The sequence below is a fragment of the Bacillus sp. FSL W7-1582 genome, from assembly GCF_038593325.1.
Classification (GTDB): Bacteria; Bacillota; Bacilli; order Bacillales; family Bacillaceae; genus Bacillus; species Bacillus altitudinis.
The window spans coordinates 1286182-1302894 of the sequence record NZ_CP151987.1; the positions used below are offsets into that span (position 1 = coordinate 1286182).

Consider the following 16713-nt stretch of genomic DNA (forward strand, 5'->3'; position numbering starts at 1 on the left):
GAAACATTTGCCGCAGACAGCTGCTGAACCTACCCTTTGAGCCTTAGAGGAAAAATCTAAGCGCATGCCTGGCGTTACAGGAGTTGAGTGGAATAAGCAAACGTATGCTTATTCAATGAAGGTGGTACCACGGAAAATCCCTTTTTCGTCCTTTACATAAGGAGAAAAAGGGATTTTTTATGTGGTGAAAGGTATAGCGGAGGGAATCAATGATGAAAAAGCAAAGGATCGTCATAAAAATTGGTAGCAGTTCATTAACAGAGCAAAAGGGAGCCATTGATGAACAAAAAATGCAGGATCATGTCAAAGCCATCGCAAAGCTAAAAGAGGCAGGGCATGAAATCATCCTCATTTCGTCAGGTGCCGTTGCGGCGGGATTTGGCAGTTTAGGATATCCGTCAAGACCTGTGACCTTAAAAGGGAAGCAGGCTGCTGCTGCTGTTGGTCAAGGCTTGTTAATGCAGAAATATACAGAACTATTTTCACAGTTTCAGATGACGCCTGCACAAATGCTTTTAACACGTAATGACTTTTCAGATCGTACAAGATATCGAAATGCTTACGCAACGATGATGGAGCTGCTCGAAAGAAAAATTTTACCGATCATTAATGAAAATGATTCTGTGTCCATCGAGGAGCTTACCTTTGGTGATAATGACATGTTATCAGCACTGGTCAGTGGCTTAATTCATGCAGACCAATTGATCATTTTAACAGATATCAACGGAATTTATGATGCCAATCCAAGTGAGAATCCTGATGCGAAGCGGTTTGATGTGCTGACTCACATTTCAGATGAATTGTTCTCATATGCGAAGAGTACGGGTTCAAAGGTTGGAACAGGCGGGATGAAATCTAAGCTTTCAGCTGCACAAACAGCTCTCTCCCTTGGCGTTAAAGTCTTCATTGGCACAGGTGCAGGAGAAGACAAGCTTCTTCACATTCTCGCTGGTCAAGGGGACGGCACATATATTGGTGAACAAGACTTATCATCAGTCAATAACCGTCGCCAATGGATTCAATTCCACTCACCAGTCTCTGGGAAGATCATGATTGATGCGGGAGCAGAGGCGGCGATTTTGCATAATGGAAAAAGTCTTCTTCCAGCTGGTGTCATTGATGTAGCTGGTGAATTTTCTAAAGGAGAGGTCGTCGAAGTTGTTGGTCCAAACGGGTTAGTCGGTAAAGGACAAACATTGTATGATTCAGATGAGCTTCTTGGCATTAAAGGGATGCGAAGTCATGAGCTTTCTTATGAAAAACCTGAAGTCATTCACCGAGATCACTGGGTTCAGCACGTACAAAACTGAGGAGGGAAAACGATGAATGAAGTTCTAGAAAAAGCAAAAAAGGCAAGCGCGGCCAAAGATCAGCTGCTATTAAAAACAACTGAACAAAAGAATGCTGCATTAGACGCTATTGCAAAAGCATTAAAAGCATCTTCAGCGTATTTAATTGCCGAGAACCAAAAAGATGTTCAGGCGGCTATAGACAAAGAGTTCACGCCATCTGTGATCGACAGAATTACATTAACAGAAGAGAGAATTGAAGCGATTGCAGACGCTACGCATCAACTCATTCAGCTCAAAGACCCAATTGGCGAAACATTAGAGACCATTCAAAAAGAAAACGGGCTTTTCATTGAAAAAGTACGTGTGCCTCTTGGAACGGTTGGGATGATTTACGAAGCAAGACCAAACGTGACAGTCGATGCGGCCACTCTTTGCTTGAAAACTGGAAATGCTGTGATTCTTCGAGGAAGTTCATCGGCCATTCATAGTAATAAAGCGATTGTGAAAGTCATTCACGAAGCGCTGCAACCAACGGATATTCCCGTAGACAGTGTACAATTGATTGAAGATACAGGCCGTGAGACAGCTAAAACCCTGTTCACTTTAAATGACTATCTAGATGTCCTGATTCCACGTGGCGGGAAACATTTAATTGATCTTGTTGTGAGAGAGTCTACTGTTCCAGTACTTGAGACGGGTGCAGGGAATTGTCATATTTACATTGATGAAACAGCCCAAAAAGAAATGGCTGAACAAATTGTTCTGAATGCGAAAACACAAAGACCATCTGTTTGTAATGCCATTGAGAGCATTGTCATTCATGAAACATGGGCAAAAGAACATGGTGCTTCGCTCTTTGAAGCACTTCAGACACATGGTGTAGAGATACGGGGCGATGAAGCAGTATGTGCACTTGCACCGAGTGCCACATTAGCTAAGGCCACTGATTTTGAAACGGAATTTTTAGCGCCGATTGTCAGTATTAAAACCGTCAAGACCATGGAAGAGGCGATACAGCATATTCAAATGTATAGCTCTAAGCATTCTGAAGCGATCATTACGGAAAACGACCAGCATGCGGCACTTTTCTTAACAGCCGTTGATGCTGCCGCTGTGTATCATAATGCATCTACCCGGTTTACAGATGGCTTTGAATTTGGCTACGGAGCGGAAATCGGCATTAGCACACAAAAATTGCATGCTAGAGGACCAATGGGTCTGCCAGCCTTAACCTCTGAAAAATTTGTCATTCGTGGTCAAGGACAAATAAGAGAATAACCAATCCAAAAAGAGAGTCTTATCGCACAAGGCTCTCTTTTTCCTTTCATTTTTGTATTTCTCCGGTCAAGTATGATAAAATATGGTAATGTTTTATATTTTGAGAAGATTGGAGAAGGCAACGTATGGCGAAAATCATTCCCTCTTCGGATATTGGAGTGAAAATCAACAAGTGGTATGAATTAATCCGCAGATTTGATTCAGAACAAGCAGAACAGTTAAAGCAGGAAATTCGCACCTCTCTTGATTCAATGGAAGAAGATCAGAATTTGCTTCTCTATTTTTCTTTAATGGAATTCAGGCATGAGGTCATGCTCGATTATTTAAAGCCATTAAAGGAAGGAAAGCTTCGCGCCAACTTTTCCGAGCTTTCGAAAGAAATAGATGAGCATCAAACGCATGTCACAGGCATGCTTGAATATTACTATCATTTCTTCAGAGGCATGTATGAGTTCGGCCGGAGAGAGTACATTGCTGCCATATCGTCCTATCAAAAGGCAGAGCACAAGCTTTCTTTTGTATCCGACGATATTGAACGTGCAGAATTTCATTTTAAAATGTCAGAAATATATTATCACATGAAACAAACACACATTTCGATGCACCATGCCAAACTAGCGCTGGATGTCTATATTCAGCACGAACTATATGCGCTTCGTACCATTCAGTGTGAATTTATTGTAGCCGGTAATTATGATGATATGAGAAGGCATGAAAAGGCATTGCCACATCTCGAAAGAGCACTTGCAAGGTCAAGAGACTTTCAGAATGTGCGTTTTATTGCTTCTTCTTTGTTTAATATGGGCAACAGCTATTACAGAATGGGAGACTTGAACCGCGCACTCGACTTAATGAAAGAATCCATCTCATTATTTGATCAAAACCAATCTGATCATCTTCGTCGATCGATAGACCCTCTTTATACAGCCGCTCAGATCTTATACAAACAAGGTAAAAACAATGAAGCATTATATTACAGAGAAGAATGTATGAAACGAGCAGAAGCTCTGCAGGATGACATTCATATTCAGAAGACCATTTTTTTAGAAGCGTTGTACTTACGACAAGATGCAGAGCATATTAAACGAATTTTCCATTTTTTAGAATCTTCCTATGCATATCCAGATATAGAAGAGCTGGCTTTAGACACCGCAAAGTATTATAATGAAATGGAGGATTATGAAAAATCTTCCATGTTCTATGGGGAAGCGGAACATGCTCGTATCTATATTCAGAGAGGGGATTGTTTATATGAATTTTAAAAAATGGGCAGTCGTCTGTACAAGCATCACGATCTTGGCATTATGGATCACATCACCTAATGCCGACCCCGATAACAGAAACCATACGCTAGAAAAACCGAATCCGCAGCATATCACGATCTAAAAAGCCCTTTTTAAAGGGCTTTTTTTTATTGCCTTGATTGGTTCCATCATCGTGCGATGTACATTCATAAAAATAAAAAAAGGAGGAAAGATGAAAGTGAGTGTTTTTCATTGACTCTTGAATTTAGATTGTGTACAATTAAATTGTAGAAAATATTATTAGAGCGAAAGAGGGTTATATTCATGTCAGAAGTTTTATTTACTGCAACGGTATCAGCTGTAGGAGGAAGAGAAGGTAAGGTTGTTTCAACAGATGGTGTACTAGAGCATGATGTAGCAATGCCAGGAACGCCAAGAGCGAAAAAGCTTGAGAAAGCAACGAATCCAGAGCAATTATTCGCAGCGGGCTATTCTGCATGTTTTGATTCAGCCCTTCAAATGGTCGCAAGACAAGAGCGTATCCGTTTTGAAAGTGAAGTAACGGCACATGTAAGCTTAGTCAAAGACAGTTCAGACGGCGGTTTCAAACTAGGTGTCAAATTAGAAGTAAAAGGAACTGGAATTGAGCAATCTGCACTTGATGAACTTGTTCATAAAGCACACGGCGTTTGCCCATACTCAAAAGCAACGCAAGGAAACATTGAAGTAGAATTAGTAGCTGTCGCTCAATAATAGACATCAAAAAAAGGCTGAGGGAATATTCCCTCAGCCTTTTGATTGTGTTAATTTTTGCAAAAGCTCATGTAAAGAAGCGCGAAGTGTTTTCAGCTCTTCTTCTGATCTGCCTGTTCCAGACAGCATTTGAAATGGAATCGAAGTGGCCTTCTCTTGTAAAGCTTCTCCGTATTCTGTTAAACGAATTTGGACCGAACGCTCATCCTCTTTCGAACGTTCGCGGATGATGAGTCCATTTTGTTCCATTCGTTTTAGCATAGGTGTGAGTGTACCGGAGTCTAAATATAAAAGCTCTCCCATTGTTTTCACATTTAATGTCCCATGCTCCCATAACAAAAGCAGTGCCAAATATTGCGGGTATGTGATATTTAACTCTTCTAATAATGGTTTATACTGCTTCGTCATTTCTCTTGAACTTGCATATAACAAGAAACAAAGCTGATTTTCCAGCTTCATATGTTCAAATTCATTTGTCATATCTGTCACCAACTATTTTTTGTCATACTTATCATTGTATAAGATTTTCTTCCTTTTTAAAATAAATACAGACTAAAAATGAAAAATTCTTCAATGTGCCATAAATGTTTGAGCAACGAATAGAACGTGAAAGGTATAAGTAGAAGAAGGAGGAGATCAAGATGAAACCATTATTTACTGCAAAAGTAAAAGCACAGCACGGAAGAGCAGGACATGTTCGTTCTGATGATGGTGTGCTTGACCACAACATTGTGATGCCAAACGCAAAGAAAGATGGAGAAACTGGTACGAATCCTGAGCAATTATTTGCAGCGGGTTATGCGGCCTGCTTCGGAGGGGCGCTTGAACAAGTCGCCAAGAAGCAAGGTGTCGAAATTGAATCAGAAGTAGAAGGACATGTCAGTCTATTAAAAGATGAAAGTGATGGCGGTTTTAAACTTGGCGTGAAGCTGATTGTTTCCGCTAAAGGGCTTGACCATGACAAAGCGAAAGAGCTTGTTGAGGCTGCACATGAATTCTGTCCATATTCAAAAGCAACAAGAGGAAACATCGAAGTAGAGCTTGAAGTGGCGGAATCATGAAAAGAAAAAAGGGCTAAAATTTAGCCCTTTCTCAACAATCTACTGACACCTGCTGTGGAGCAGGTGTCTTTTTTTAATATTCTTTCTTTTTGTCGTATGTGTCCCATGCTTCAAATGGAGCAAGGGTTTTTTGAAGGGTCAGCTGGTAAAATGGAATGTTTCTTGATTCGTATTCTTTGTTGATTTCTTCATAAATAAAGGAGTCATCAAAACCAGAAGTCGCTGCATCCTTATGTCCAGCGGCAAAATATACGGCCTTTGGTCTAGCCCAATAGATAGCTCCAAGACACATTGGACAAGGCTCACAGCTTGTATACAAAATACAGTCTTCTAATTGGTATGTATGTAGTGTTTGGCACGCCTTTCGAATGGCTGTCACTTCTGCATGTGCGGTTGGATCATTACTCGTTGTGACATTGTTGCTTCCCTCTGCTATAATCTGACCGTCTTTGACAATGACCGCTCCAAAAGGGCCGCCTGTGCCACTATTTACTCCTTCTACTGCAAGATCAATTGCGCGTTGTAAAAAAGCTTCGTGATTCATTGTCTTCCTCCCTTTGTTCGACTGACTTCTCTAGTATAAACGAATCATGATAGAAAAGGAATCATTGTAGGAGGAGATCGAACAGGACAATTTACGGATAAAAAACCCCTGCCAAATGTTCAGCAGGGGAAGAGTGAGTTAATTATGCGTGCTGCGCTAGCTTTTTACGAGCGACTTCAGCAGCTGTCACCATGTTTTTCAAAGCAGCAATGGTTTCAGGTTCTTGTCTTGTTTTCAGTCCACAGTCAGGGTTGACCCAGAAGCGATCTGTCGGACAGACGTTCAGTGCATCATCAATGATTTTACTCATTTCTTCAACAGCTGGAACGCGCGGGCTGTGGATGTCATATACCCCAAGTCCAAGGCCTTTCAAATACGGGTGTTTTTCTAAATAATCGAGGAACCCGCCATGACTGCGTGAATGTTCAATCGTAATCACGTCTGCATCAAGGTCTTCAATCGTATCAACAATATCCTCGAAGTTGCTGTAGCACATATGTGTATGAATTTGCGTTTCATTTTGAACAGACGATGTCGATAGACGGAATGACTCTGCTGCCCAGTTTAAGTATGCTGCCCAATCACTCTCTTTTAAAGGAAGACCTTCTCTTAGCGCAGGTTCATCCACTTGAATCACTTGAATACCCGCTGCTTCTAACGCTTCTACCTCTTTGCGTAAAGCAAAAGCGATTTGGAAGGCAATGTCTTTACGAGAGATATCTGTTCTTGGGAAAGACCAGTTTAAGATCGTGACAGGCCCTGTCAGCATTCCTTTGACTTTTTTCTCCGTTAAGCTTTGAGCGTAAACCGTTTCTTTCACTGTCATTGGCTCTGTAAATTCTACATCTCCATAAATGATCGGCGGCTTCACGCAGCGTGATCCATAAGATTGAACCCAAGCGAATTTTGTAAAGGCAAATCCAGCGAGTTTTTCACCGAAGTATTCAACCATGTCTGTACGTTCAAATTCTCCATGAACGAGTACATCTAGGCCAATCTCTTCTTGAATATCAATCCATCTTTTTGTTTCTTTTTTAATAAATTCATCATACTCTGCATCTGTCCACTCATTTTTGCGCCATTTTTGACGAGCACTGCGCACCTCAGCTGACTGAGGGAAGCTTCCGATTGTTGTGGTTGGAAGAAGCGGCAGTTCAAGAGATTCATTTTGAATGCGTAGTCGTTCTTCAAAAGCAACTGGACGTTTAAAATCTTTTGATGAAAGATTATTGCGTTCTGCTGTCAGGTCCGCATTCGTTCCTTTCGCGAATTCTTTTAACGTCAGAAGTGCTTCATTTGCTGCATGGATGTCTGCATCAATGGCAGCCGCTCCTTTTGATAAGCCTTCTTTTAATAGCGTTAATTCAGCCAGTTTTTCAGTGGCATAAGAAAGTCCGTTTAATAGTTTTTCTTCAAGCTGTTCGCTTGGATGTTTTGCAACTGGGACATGTAGCAGGCTGCTTGAAGGCTGCAGCCATACTTCTTTCGGCTGCACGTCAGCAATCACTTCAGAAATAAACGATAATCTTTCTCCTAGATCTGATCTCCAAATATTTCTGCCGTCGATGATACCGGCTGCTAAAATTTTATCTTTTGGGAAGCCGTGTTTTTTCAATTGTTCAAGGTTTCGTCCTTGATCATGGACAAAATCAAGACCGATGGCTTCAACAGGATACGTCACAAGCTCTTCATAGGCATCTACTGAGTCAAAGTATGTTTGAAGGAGAACGTTTAAGGCAGGTACAGCTTCTTTAATCGTTTGATAGATGGCTTTTACTGCTTTCACGTCTTCACTTGAAGCTGTGACTAAAGCAGGCTCATCAATTTGAACCCATTTTACACCGGCTTCTTCAAGCTCTTTTAACAACTGAGTATAAAGCGGCACTAGGCGCTGCTGAATCTCTTTCACTTCATTGGCTTCATAGCCTTTAGAAAGAGAAACAAATGTATAAAGACCAAGGACGACAGGTTTTGTTTCAACACCAAACGCTTTTTTCACCTTTTCGTATGCTTCAAGCGGTTTGTTATGTGTGAGTTTGAATTCTGTGCTTTTTTCGTATTCTGGAACGATGTAGTGATAGTTTGTATTAAACCATTTTGTCATTTCACTTGAGACAGCATCTTTTGTTCCTCTTGCCATCGCAAAGTATGTATCTAGCGGGTCTTTCAAGCTGCGGAAGCGCTCTGGAATCCAATTGAACATAACGGCAGTATCCAGCACGTGATCATAGAAGGTAAAGTCTCCAGAAGGAACAACGTCAATTTGTTGATCAATTTGAGTTTTAATAGCGGCTAAAAATTGTTCATCGAGTGTGCTTAAGAGGGTTTCTCGGTCAGTTTGACCTTTCCAATAAGACTCAAGTGCTTTTTTCCATTCTCTGTTTAAACCAATTCGCGGGAAACCTAGATTACTTGTTTTAACAATTGTCAATTCCAATTCCTCCTCTAAATATAAAAAGACACTCACACTCATGGTCAAGATTGATGAGGGCAAATGTCTGGTTTAAAAAGACAAAATGTGTGTGCGAAAGAAGGCGTAAGTATCAATGACGAACGCTTTTCCGACATCTCCTATCAACCGTAGGGGGTTTGATGTGATAGAGCGGCTGGTATCCTGGCTCGCGAATTTGCAAGCTTTTCATCCTTCCCATCTTAATGACAGTGGATGATTAACGAAAAGCTCTCCTCACTTACAGTGGCGGGACCGCGCCGGATTTTCACCGGTCTTCCCAATTAAAATTCGATGTGTGATCGAATTACCGACTCTCAAACTATGAATTTATTGTGTTCGATTATATAACGTTCACTTCATTTCGTCAAAGTAAATTTTGAATAATTTTAATTAAAAAAATCCTGAGAAAATTCTATCTTTTCTCAGGACCTAACATGTACCTATAGAGACAAAAGTTCTGCTTCCAAAGTTTTCTCAAGAAGCACATCTGGTGCAGTTAAATATAAAAACCCATTTCCTACAAGGGTTTTCGATTGTTTTAGCGGAAGGGTTCTCCGTACGAGTTGAGCATATACCTCAGGTTCTGTCAGCTTACGCTGGAACGCTTCTTCTTCGGCATTTTTAATAATGGCGAGTGCACCGCTCACATGAGGGGCAGCCATGGAAGTGCCTGTTAGTCTTCCGTATTTATGGTTAGGGAGAGTGGATAAAATGTCTTCACCTGGAGCGACGAGGTCGATTTCTTTATTCGCATTGGAGAATTCAGAGGATTCTCTTGCAAGAGAGACAGAGCCGACGGCAATGACCTCATTGTATGCAGCTGGGTAGGAGAACTCTTCAGTACGCTCGTCTCCGTCACCTTCATTTCCTGCTGCGCAGACAACAAGCACACCGCTGCTTACCGCATGTTGGATGGCCTTTTGCAGTTCTGGTTCATTGCTTGGCCCACCGAGAGACATGGAAATGATATCAACCTTCTGCTCAACCGCATAGTTAATGCCATTGATAATCCATTCGTATTTCCCGCTGCCATTTTTCCCTCCAAGAACTTTTACGATCAACAGCTTGGCTTCAGGCGCAACACCTAAAATGCCGCCATTTTGATCCGTTGCTGCAATCGTTCCTGATACATGGGTACCATGCCCGTTGTAGTCTTTTACATTCTCAGCATCTCCATTGTCATCATCGGTAAAGTTTTTTCCTCCGATAATCTGATCTTTTAAATCGGGATGCTCCGTGTCGCAACCTGTATCAAGGACAGCAATGGTTATGCCTTTTCCTTTGAAGCCACTTGACCAAAGTTCGGGTGCTTTAATCTCCTGAATACTTTCCGGCGTCTCTTTCGCTTCCATCACATTGGCTTTTACTTCATACGGAATTAAGCGAATTTCACCTTTCATAAGAAAGCCCTCCTTATTTTGTTTTCAAAGTAGATTCAGGTTGCGTAATGTTATTGTATAAAACAAATGTTTGATCGGAAAGGGTCAATTGTAATAATTTTTCAAATAATCAAATAATTATTCATTGTGCAGTTCTCCTCATATCTTGCCGAAAGAAGTCACCTTTTGAGGAAAACTCTTAGTATCATATGAAAAAGAAGGAAATGCTGCATAGTGAGCTTGCACCTGTATAGATGAAAATGGGTGAAAAGAACTAAAAAAGGCAGAGCGAAAAAGCAATCATATAAAAAGATAGATGATGACAGAAAAGAAAAAGGTACATGCCATGTGCGGATGATTGTTTTTTCATTATAATGATCGAAAGAATATAGAATGTAAAAAGTATTTGACATTTTTTAAGTGGATGATATGATTGAAATGTAAAAAGTATTTGACATTTTGATTGGGAGGGGACTAACCGTTGGATGTTGTAAAAGTTGTGTATTCAGTCATCTTATTAGTGGTCGGACTGTTCATCTTTATCGCGCCTATGATTCAAAAGGGTGATGAAAGAAAGAGATTTATCTACTCAAAAGCTCAATCGTATGCATTTATGGTGGTCATCGGTATGCTTTTATTAGAAGTCGCAAAGTCTATATTTTTAACGACTCAAGGGAACAATTCTGATAAGGGGTTTGGGATTTCTCCCATCATGTTCCTAACTGTAATTTCGGTCATATATTTAGTTACATTACTCATATACAGAAAAAAATATGGTGATTAAATTGCAAAATCATATAAGAGAACTAAGGAAATCCATTAAATTATCCCAAGAAGAACTTGCTAAACGGTGTAAGGTCTCGAGACAAACCATCAATGCCATTGAAAACGATAAGTACGACCCTACTTTACAATTAGCCTTTGACATCGCCTCTGTTTTGAATACGACTGTAGATGAGCTTTTTGTCAGTCAACCTAAAAAGAAGTAAGGGACTAGCCTCAGAAAAGAGGCTTTTTTTGTTGATTTGTGTAATGTGAAAGAATCAGCTGAAAATAAAAATCAACCATATTACATAACAATTCCTCATTCATGAAAAATAAGATATGAAGATTGTGACTGTTCCAATGGAGAAAGGCAACATATAATAATGGAAAGACAAGCTTGCCTTTTAGATAGGAGAGATAGAGATGAACAAAGGGAAGATACTCGTGGTCGAAGATGAAAAGAAAATTGCAAGAGTGCTGTCATTAGAACTTGAATATGAAGGATATGAGGTCACAGTCCAAGATACAGGGATGAAAGGGCTCCAGGCGCTCGAGGAGGAGAGTTTTGATTTAGTGCTTCTAGATGTCATGCTTCCAGAATTAAGCGGACTTGAAGTGCTTAGAAGGGTTCGAAAGACAAATACGGCAACACCGATCATTTTGATTACCGCAAGAGGAAGTGTTCCCGATAAGGTCAGCGGTCTTGATCTTGGGGCAAACGATTATATTACAAAACCCTTTGACATAGAAGAATTATTAGCGCGAATTCGTGCACAGCTGAGGTTCAATCACAATGCGCAAGAGGAAAAGGAAATTGAGCTAAGTATTGCAGATTTAACGGTGAATGAGAAAACAAGAGAAATTCAAAGAGGCGGTCAGACGCTTGAGCTGACACCGAGAGAATATGACCTGCTTGTTCATTTATTGAAACATCAACAGCAAGTGCTCACAAGAGATCAGCTTTTAACAGCTGTTTGGGGTTTTGACTATTTTGGTGACACGAACGTGGTTGATGTCTATATTCGCTATTTAAGGAAAAAAATCGATTACCCGTTTGAAAAACAATTGATTCACACAGTGAGAGGTGTGGGTTATGTGATGAAAGGATAAAGCATGAGATTAAAAAATAAGATCCAGCTTTATACATCGTTGTCCTTGTTTTTAATGGTGCTGCTGTTTCATACAGCGATTTATTTTATTTTTTCGATGACCTTGACGCAAAAAGATATGTCCAGACTGTCGGAAGTAGCTGAAAATATTGCGATTGCACTAAAGAAGTCAGAAGAAGAGGGCCTTCCATCTTCAGAGCTTCTGAAAGCGTATCTGCCTCAAAATGGTATGATCCGTGTCGTCACAGAGAAAGGTGAATCAAAGCTGACCGTCACGAAGGAATCTACGTTTAGCTCACTTCCTTTTACATACGAATCTGGTCAGACAGCAGAAATTCAAGAATACAATAAGCATATGATTGCGTTCGCGGCTATCCCTGTCATTTGGACAAATGGGGACATTGTGTCGCTGCAAGTTTATGAAGAAATTGAAAATACAGAAGAGAACTTGGCGTTATTAAAAATGATTTTAATCGCTGCTGGCGTTTTGTTTATTGTGCTTTCTTATTTTGCAGGCCACATTTTAACGAAACAAATTGTCCGCCCAATTAGTAGAATGACCAATACGATGAAAGCAAGTATGAGAGAAAAGGCATTTAAACGAATTGAATTAACAGGCGATTCAAAGGATGAACTGTATCAAATGGGTCAAACCTTTAATGAAATGGCCGAAATTCTCGAGAAACATTATGAGAAAGAACAGCAATTTTTGCACGATGCTTCTCATGAATTGAAAACACCCATTACCGTCATCATGAGCTACAGCAATTTACTAAAACGCTGGGGGCAAAGCCGGCCAGAGGTCGTAGAAGAATCCTCTCAAGCCATTCATGATGAGGCAAAAAAAATGAAAAGGCTGACAGATCAACTACTCACATTGGCGAAAAATGGGCAGCCGCTTTACTTGGACATGAAGCCGGTTGATCTTGGTCATTTGTGCAGCCAAGTTGGCCATACACTTGAAGTGGCAACCAATCGAACCATCCTTACTCATGTACAAACAGATCAGCCTGTTATTGCTGAAGGGGACGAAGAGAAGATCAAACAGCTTTTGACCATCTTGATTGATAATGCGGTTAAATATAGTGCAGAGCCAGTTGATGTGAACTGCGGACGAGCAGGAGAGAAACCGTTTATTTCGGTTGTTGACAAAGGAATTGGCATAAAAGAAGAGGATCTGCCGAAAATCTTTGACCGCTTTTTCCGTGTGGATGAAGCGAGAAACAGTGAGACGGGCGGTACTGGACTTGGCCTGTCAATTGCGAAGCAAATTGCTGAAGAGCATGGGGCTGAGCTAAAGGTAGACAGCCGTATCGGTGAAGGAACCGTGATGACCATTCTTTTTCAGAAATAAGTAGGTCTTTTCTCATCAATTTCTCATTTCCTCCTTATAAAATAGGAAATAGGAAGGAGGCGCTGCATGTCTAGAAAACTGAAAATGCTGCTTACGCTCGCAGGATGTCTTTTCATTCTTGTGGCTTTTGCAATGCTCATGATTCAAACCATTGACAAAAAAATATTAAGCGAAGCAGACATTAAAAAAATCATCGCAAAAGACTACAATGGAAACATCACAAATATTAATCTGATCAACCATAAACAGGACTATACATTGACGCTTGAAAATTCAAATGGCATCTATCAAATCATTGCATCTTCCTCAAGCGGTCAAATGAAAGAGATGAAACAATTAAAGAGCTATCAAAAACCAAATGAGAAAAATGCCGAACTCCAAGCAGAAGAGGTGGCAGTGAAAAAAGTGAAGGGTACCGTGATTCAAAAGAAAGAAAAATCGGATCGCTTTATCTTTACGATTCAATCAAAAAAAGAACTGTATCAAGTGGATGTTGAGAAAGACACGTTCAAGGTGATTGAAGCAGAAAAGAAAAAGCCAACCTCTAAAGAAAAGAAGCTCACAAAAATAACGGTAGAAGAAGCCATTCAGATTGCCGTAAAAGAAGTGGGCGGCACAGTGGATGATGCAGATCTTGAAACTTTTAGCGGAATGCTCGTGTTTGAGGTAGAGCTCGATTTGCCGGATGGAAGAGAGGCAGAGGTGTTAGTGAATGCCTATACAGGAGATATTGAAGGCATTACGTACGAAAACTAATCATTTTCTCATGATTTTCTCATCTTCCTTTCCTTCCTTTATCATCTTGTTTTTTTAAGATAAAGGAGAAATAAACAGAGGAGGAATGAAATATGATAAAAAAAGTACTAGTCGCTACAGCATTCACAGGAGCACTTGTTGCAGGTGGTTTCACCCTTCAAGCGCAAAATACAAATCAAACGGCAAATGCCGAACAAGTGGTGCAAAAGAAATCTTCATTTGTCTCAAAGAAACAGGCTGAAAAAGCAGCATTAAAAGTTGTGAAAGGCTATGTAGATGATGTAGATCTTGAGCGTAAAAAAGGAAAATGGGTATATGAGGTCGAGATTAAAAAAGGCGGCTTTGAATATAAAGTATATGTCGATGCCAAAACAGGCAAAGCGCTCAATGATCCAGTCAAAGAAAAGAAACAAAATGTAAAAATCACCAAAAAACAGGCTGAACAAATTGCCCTTGCAAAAGTAAAAGGAACAGTCACAGATTCAGAATTAGATAAAGAAAATGGTGTGTACTTGTATGAAATTGAAATTACGACACCAAGCGGCGAAGAAGTTGATTTTGAGATTTCCGCTAAAACAGGCAAAATCCTCAAGCAAGAATGGGACGATTAAGGTATAAATGAACCTTACACTTTTATGTGTAAGGTTTTTTCATTGGGACAAACTACTTGAAAGGAGGCGAGAGAATATGATGAAGAAAAAAGAAGAAGAACAGACGATGGATCGTGCGGAATATGTTCCCCATCCTGATGGAGAAGGATATGCTTTGTTTTTGCATGATTCCTTTCATCTCCTCTCCCAAGAGGATATGAATCAGCCAGAAGAGGAATAAAAGACATGAAAGGGCGATGGTCAACTTGTCTATCGCTCTTTTTTTGAAAAGAAAGCGAATACATCAGGAAACTTGGCATCTTGCTTATTGACATCATTGCGCTTTTTCTGTAATCTCAGTGTGTCAACAATATGAGACTTCGTTAGGTGAGGCTCCTGTATGGAGATACGCTGCTGCCCAAAAATGTCCAAAGACGCCAATGGGTCAACAGGAATCATCGACATAAGGTGATTTTTAATGCAGCTGGATGAATCCTATGCCATACAGTGCTAAAGCTCTACGATTGAAGGAGCAAGTGTTTATTTGTCATGCTTACAAAGCGCCTTCATTCGGTTGAAGGTGCTTTTTTATGAGAAAAGGAGGTGTGGGGATGGATCATCCCGATTCGAGACACATAGAGAGTATGTCAAAAGATCAGATTGACACATCAGATAGAGGAGATCCTGACCCCCGCACAATCTAAGGGATTCGGGTATCTCCTGATTTTGGGGAGGTAACAGCGATGATACAGAACATTACGTACGATGAACTCATTTTACGCATCATTATTTTACTAAGAGATGGAAAACGTAAAGAATTTAAAAACATTATGGAAGAACTGCAGCCTTATGATATGGCCTACTTATTCAAGGAGCTTCCAGAAAAACATCGCGGCCGCTTTCTCAGCTTTTTAACAGTCGATGACGTGACGGAAATGATGGGTGAACTGGAGCGGGAATATCAAGAGATTGTTCTTGAAAAAGTAGGGAAAGACAAAGCCACCTTCGTCACAAACAAAATGGATAACGATGACCTTGCCAACTTGTTTGATGAGATGGAGGATGAGCTGAAGGATCAGCTTTTATCTAACATGGAGGCAGAGGAATCCAAAGCCGTCCAGCTTCTCATGAATTATCCTGCTGAGACAGCAGGCCGGATCATGACCAACCGGTACGTTTGGATTCCGCAGCATTATACGGTTCAAGATGCCGTGGTGAAGCTGAAAAGCTTTGCTGAAATTGCCGAATCGATCAACTACTTATATGTCATAAATGATCAAAAACAGCTTGTAGGGGTACTCTCATACAGGGATCTTATTTTAGGTGAGCCAGATGAAAAAGTGCAGGATCTTATGTTTACAAGAGTCATTGCCGTTGGTGCCTTTCAAGACCAGGAAGAAATCGCAAAGCTCATTGAGCGATATGATTTCCTTGCCATCCCTGTTGTAGAAGAGAACAATGTCTTAGTCGGAATTGTGACAGTCGATGATATCATTGATGTTGTGATTCAAGAGGCAGGAGAAGACTATGAAAAGTTTGCTGCCTCTGGTAAAGATATCACGTTCGACACACCGGCATTTGTGGCGGCATACCGACGTCTTCCGTGGCTTATTTTGCTCTTATTCATTGGGCTGATTTCAGGCAGTATCTTGAATTATTTTGAAGATACTTTGCAACAAGTCGTTGCTTTAGCGTTCTTCATGCCGATGATTGCAGGTATGACAGGGAATACAGGGACACAGTCTCTAGCGGTTGTCATTAGAGGATTGTCAAAAGAAGAATTAACGAAAAAAACCATTATGCGCTTGATTTTCAGAGAGCTGAGAACAAGTATTTATATTGGGATTGTTTGTTCAATCATTATTACGGTCGTTGCCATGGTATGGCAGGGCAATATGATTTTAGGTTTTGTTGTTGGTTCCTCGCTTCTTGCAACACTGATTATTGGGACAATGGCAGGTACGGTCGTGCCGATTATTTTACACAGATTAAACGTGGACCCAGCCATTGCATCTGGACCACTGATCACAACATTGAATGATATTTTATCCTTACTCATCTATTTTGGAATTGCAACAGCATTTCTTCATACACTGATGTAGTCAAAAGACTGTAAAATGTAACGTTTTACAGTCT

General features: G+C 40.5%; 18 protein-coding genes, 2 riboswitches and 1 other annotated feature (1 of these 21 only partly in view). Of the genes, 14 read left to right on the plus strand and 4 right to left on the minus strand.

Translation table 11 applies throughout. From position 1 onward, the window contains the following. Positions 1-156 (plus strand) — a binding site (T-box leader) (it extends 63 nt beyond the left edge of the window). A 56-nt stretch (positions 157-212) separates the two neighbouring features. The 5 genes from proB (at position 213) to NSQ11_RS06590 (ending at position 4567) form a co-directional block, all read left to right on the plus strand. Further along, a complete protein-coding gene (proB, locus tag NSQ11_RS06570; protein WP_079919277.1) occupies positions 213-1310 on the plus strand; it encodes a glutamate 5-kinase in 1098 nt (365 codons plus the stop codon). A 12-nt stretch (positions 1311-1322) separates the two neighbouring features. After that, positions 1323-2570, plus strand: a complete 1248-nt coding sequence (locus tag NSQ11_RS06575) for a glutamate-5-semialdehyde dehydrogenase (RefSeq protein ID WP_048002072.1) — start codon at positions 1323-1325, stop codon at positions 2568-2570. 125 nt (positions 2571-2695) lie between these two features. Beyond that, entirely contained in the window at positions 2696-3832 is a 1137-nt protein-coding gene (locus NSQ11_RS06580) for a tetratricopeptide repeat protein (protein WP_008346192.1), read from the plus strand. Further along, entirely contained in the window at positions 3822-3956 is a 135-nt protein-coding gene (locus tag NSQ11_RS06585; protein ID WP_008346190.1) for a hypothetical protein, read from the plus strand. Before NSQ11_RS06580 ends, NSQ11_RS06585 begins: the two co-directional genes overlap by 11 nt. 182 nt (positions 3957-4138) lie before the next feature. Next, positions 4139-4567 carry an organic hydroperoxide resistance protein gene (locus NSQ11_RS06590; RefSeq protein WP_017367099.1) on the plus strand — a complete coding sequence of 143 codons (429 nt, stop codon included), beginning with the start codon at positions 4139-4141 and terminating at the stop codon, positions 4565-4567. A gap of 33 nt (positions 4568-4600) precedes the next feature. On the opposite strand, the gene NSQ11_RS06595 is transcribed toward NSQ11_RS06590, so the two are convergent. Continuing rightward, a complete protein-coding gene (locus NSQ11_RS06595; RefSeq protein WP_008346188.1) occupies positions 4601-5047 on the minus strand; it encodes a MarR family transcriptional regulator in 447 nt (148 codons plus the stop codon). A gap of 161 nt (positions 5048-5208) precedes the next feature. Here NSQ11_RS06595 and NSQ11_RS06600 point away from each other — a divergent pair, with 161 nt between their 5' ends. Then, positions 5209-5628 (plus strand): organic hydroperoxide resistance protein, encoded by a 420-nt coding sequence (locus NSQ11_RS06600; protein WP_008346186.1) that lies wholly within the window; start codon positions 5209-5211, stop codon positions 5626-5628. A gap of 73 nt (positions 5629-5701) precedes the next feature. Here NSQ11_RS06600 and NSQ11_RS06605 read toward each other — a convergent pair whose 3' ends face one another. From NSQ11_RS06605 to NSQ11_RS06615, 3 genes are all read right to left on the minus strand, one after another. Continuing rightward, positions 5702-6172 carry a nucleoside deaminase gene (locus tag NSQ11_RS06605; protein ID WP_008346184.1) on the minus strand — a complete coding sequence of 157 codons (471 nt, stop codon included), beginning with the start codon at positions 6170-6172 and terminating at the stop codon, positions 5702-5704. 142 nt (positions 6173-6314) lie between these two features. Next, complete coding sequence (gene metE, locus NSQ11_RS06610) at positions 6315-8603, minus strand: 5-methyltetrahydropteroyltriglutamate--homocysteine S-methyltransferase (protein ID WP_171465273.1); 2289 nt, start codon at positions 8601-8603, stop codon at positions 6315-6317. Between the two features lie 155 nt (positions 8604-8758). Next, positions 8759-8951, minus strand: a riboswitch (cobalamin riboswitch). A 113-nt stretch (positions 8952-9064) separates the two neighbouring features. Next, the gene (locus tag NSQ11_RS06615; protein WP_007498796.1) at positions 9065-10024 is read right to left on the minus strand and encodes a S8 family peptidase; all 960 of its coding nucleotides are present in this window, start codon (positions 10022-10024) and stop codon (positions 9065-9067) included. Between the two features lie 460 nt (positions 10025-10484). Between NSQ11_RS06615 and NSQ11_RS06620 the strand changes: the two genes are divergently transcribed. From NSQ11_RS06620 to mgtE, 8 genes are all read left to right on the plus strand, one after another. Continuing rightward, entirely contained in the window at positions 10485-10787 is a 303-nt protein-coding gene (locus NSQ11_RS06620) for a hypothetical protein (RefSeq protein ID WP_008346180.1), read from the plus strand. After that, complete coding sequence (locus tag NSQ11_RS06625; RefSeq protein WP_169476040.1) at positions 10777-10992, plus strand: helix-turn-helix transcriptional regulator; 216 nt, start codon at positions 10777-10779, stop codon at positions 10990-10992. The genes NSQ11_RS06620 and NSQ11_RS06625 overlap by 11 nt, the downstream gene beginning before the upstream one ends. A gap of 199 nt (positions 10993-11191) precedes the next feature. Next, positions 11192-11878, plus strand: a complete 687-nt coding sequence (locus NSQ11_RS06630) for a response regulator transcription factor (RefSeq protein WP_008346176.1) — start codon at positions 11192-11194, stop codon at positions 11876-11878. A 3-nt stretch (positions 11879-11881) separates the two neighbouring features. Then, positions 11882-13231 carry an ATP-binding protein gene (locus NSQ11_RS06635; RefSeq protein WP_008346174.1) on the plus strand — a complete coding sequence of 450 codons (1350 nt, stop codon included), beginning with the start codon at positions 11882-11884 and terminating at the stop codon, positions 13229-13231. 66 nt (positions 13232-13297) lie between these two features. Continuing rightward, entirely contained in the window at positions 13298-13987 is a 690-nt protein-coding gene (locus NSQ11_RS06640) for a PepSY domain-containing protein (protein WP_025207229.1), read from the plus strand. A 92-nt stretch (positions 13988-14079) separates the two neighbouring features. Continuing rightward, a complete protein-coding gene (locus NSQ11_RS06645; protein ID WP_008346169.1) occupies positions 14080-14598 on the plus strand; it encodes a PepSY domain-containing protein in 519 nt (172 codons plus the stop codon). A 76-nt stretch (positions 14599-14674) separates the two neighbouring features. Continuing rightward, positions 14675-14818, plus strand: a complete 144-nt coding sequence (locus tag NSQ11_RS06650) for a hypothetical protein (RefSeq protein WP_008346168.1) — start codon at positions 14675-14677, stop codon at positions 14816-14818. Positions 14819-14949: 131 nt separating this feature from the next. Further along, positions 14950-15113, plus strand: a riboswitch (M-box (ykoK) riboswitch). 207 nt (positions 15114-15320) lie between these two features. Then, positions 15321-16679 carry a magnesium transporter gene (mgtE, locus tag NSQ11_RS06655; RefSeq protein ID WP_007498785.1) on the plus strand — a complete coding sequence of 453 codons (1359 nt, stop codon included), beginning with the start codon at positions 15321-15323 and terminating at the stop codon, positions 16677-16679. Positions 16680-16713 lie beyond the last annotated feature (34 nt).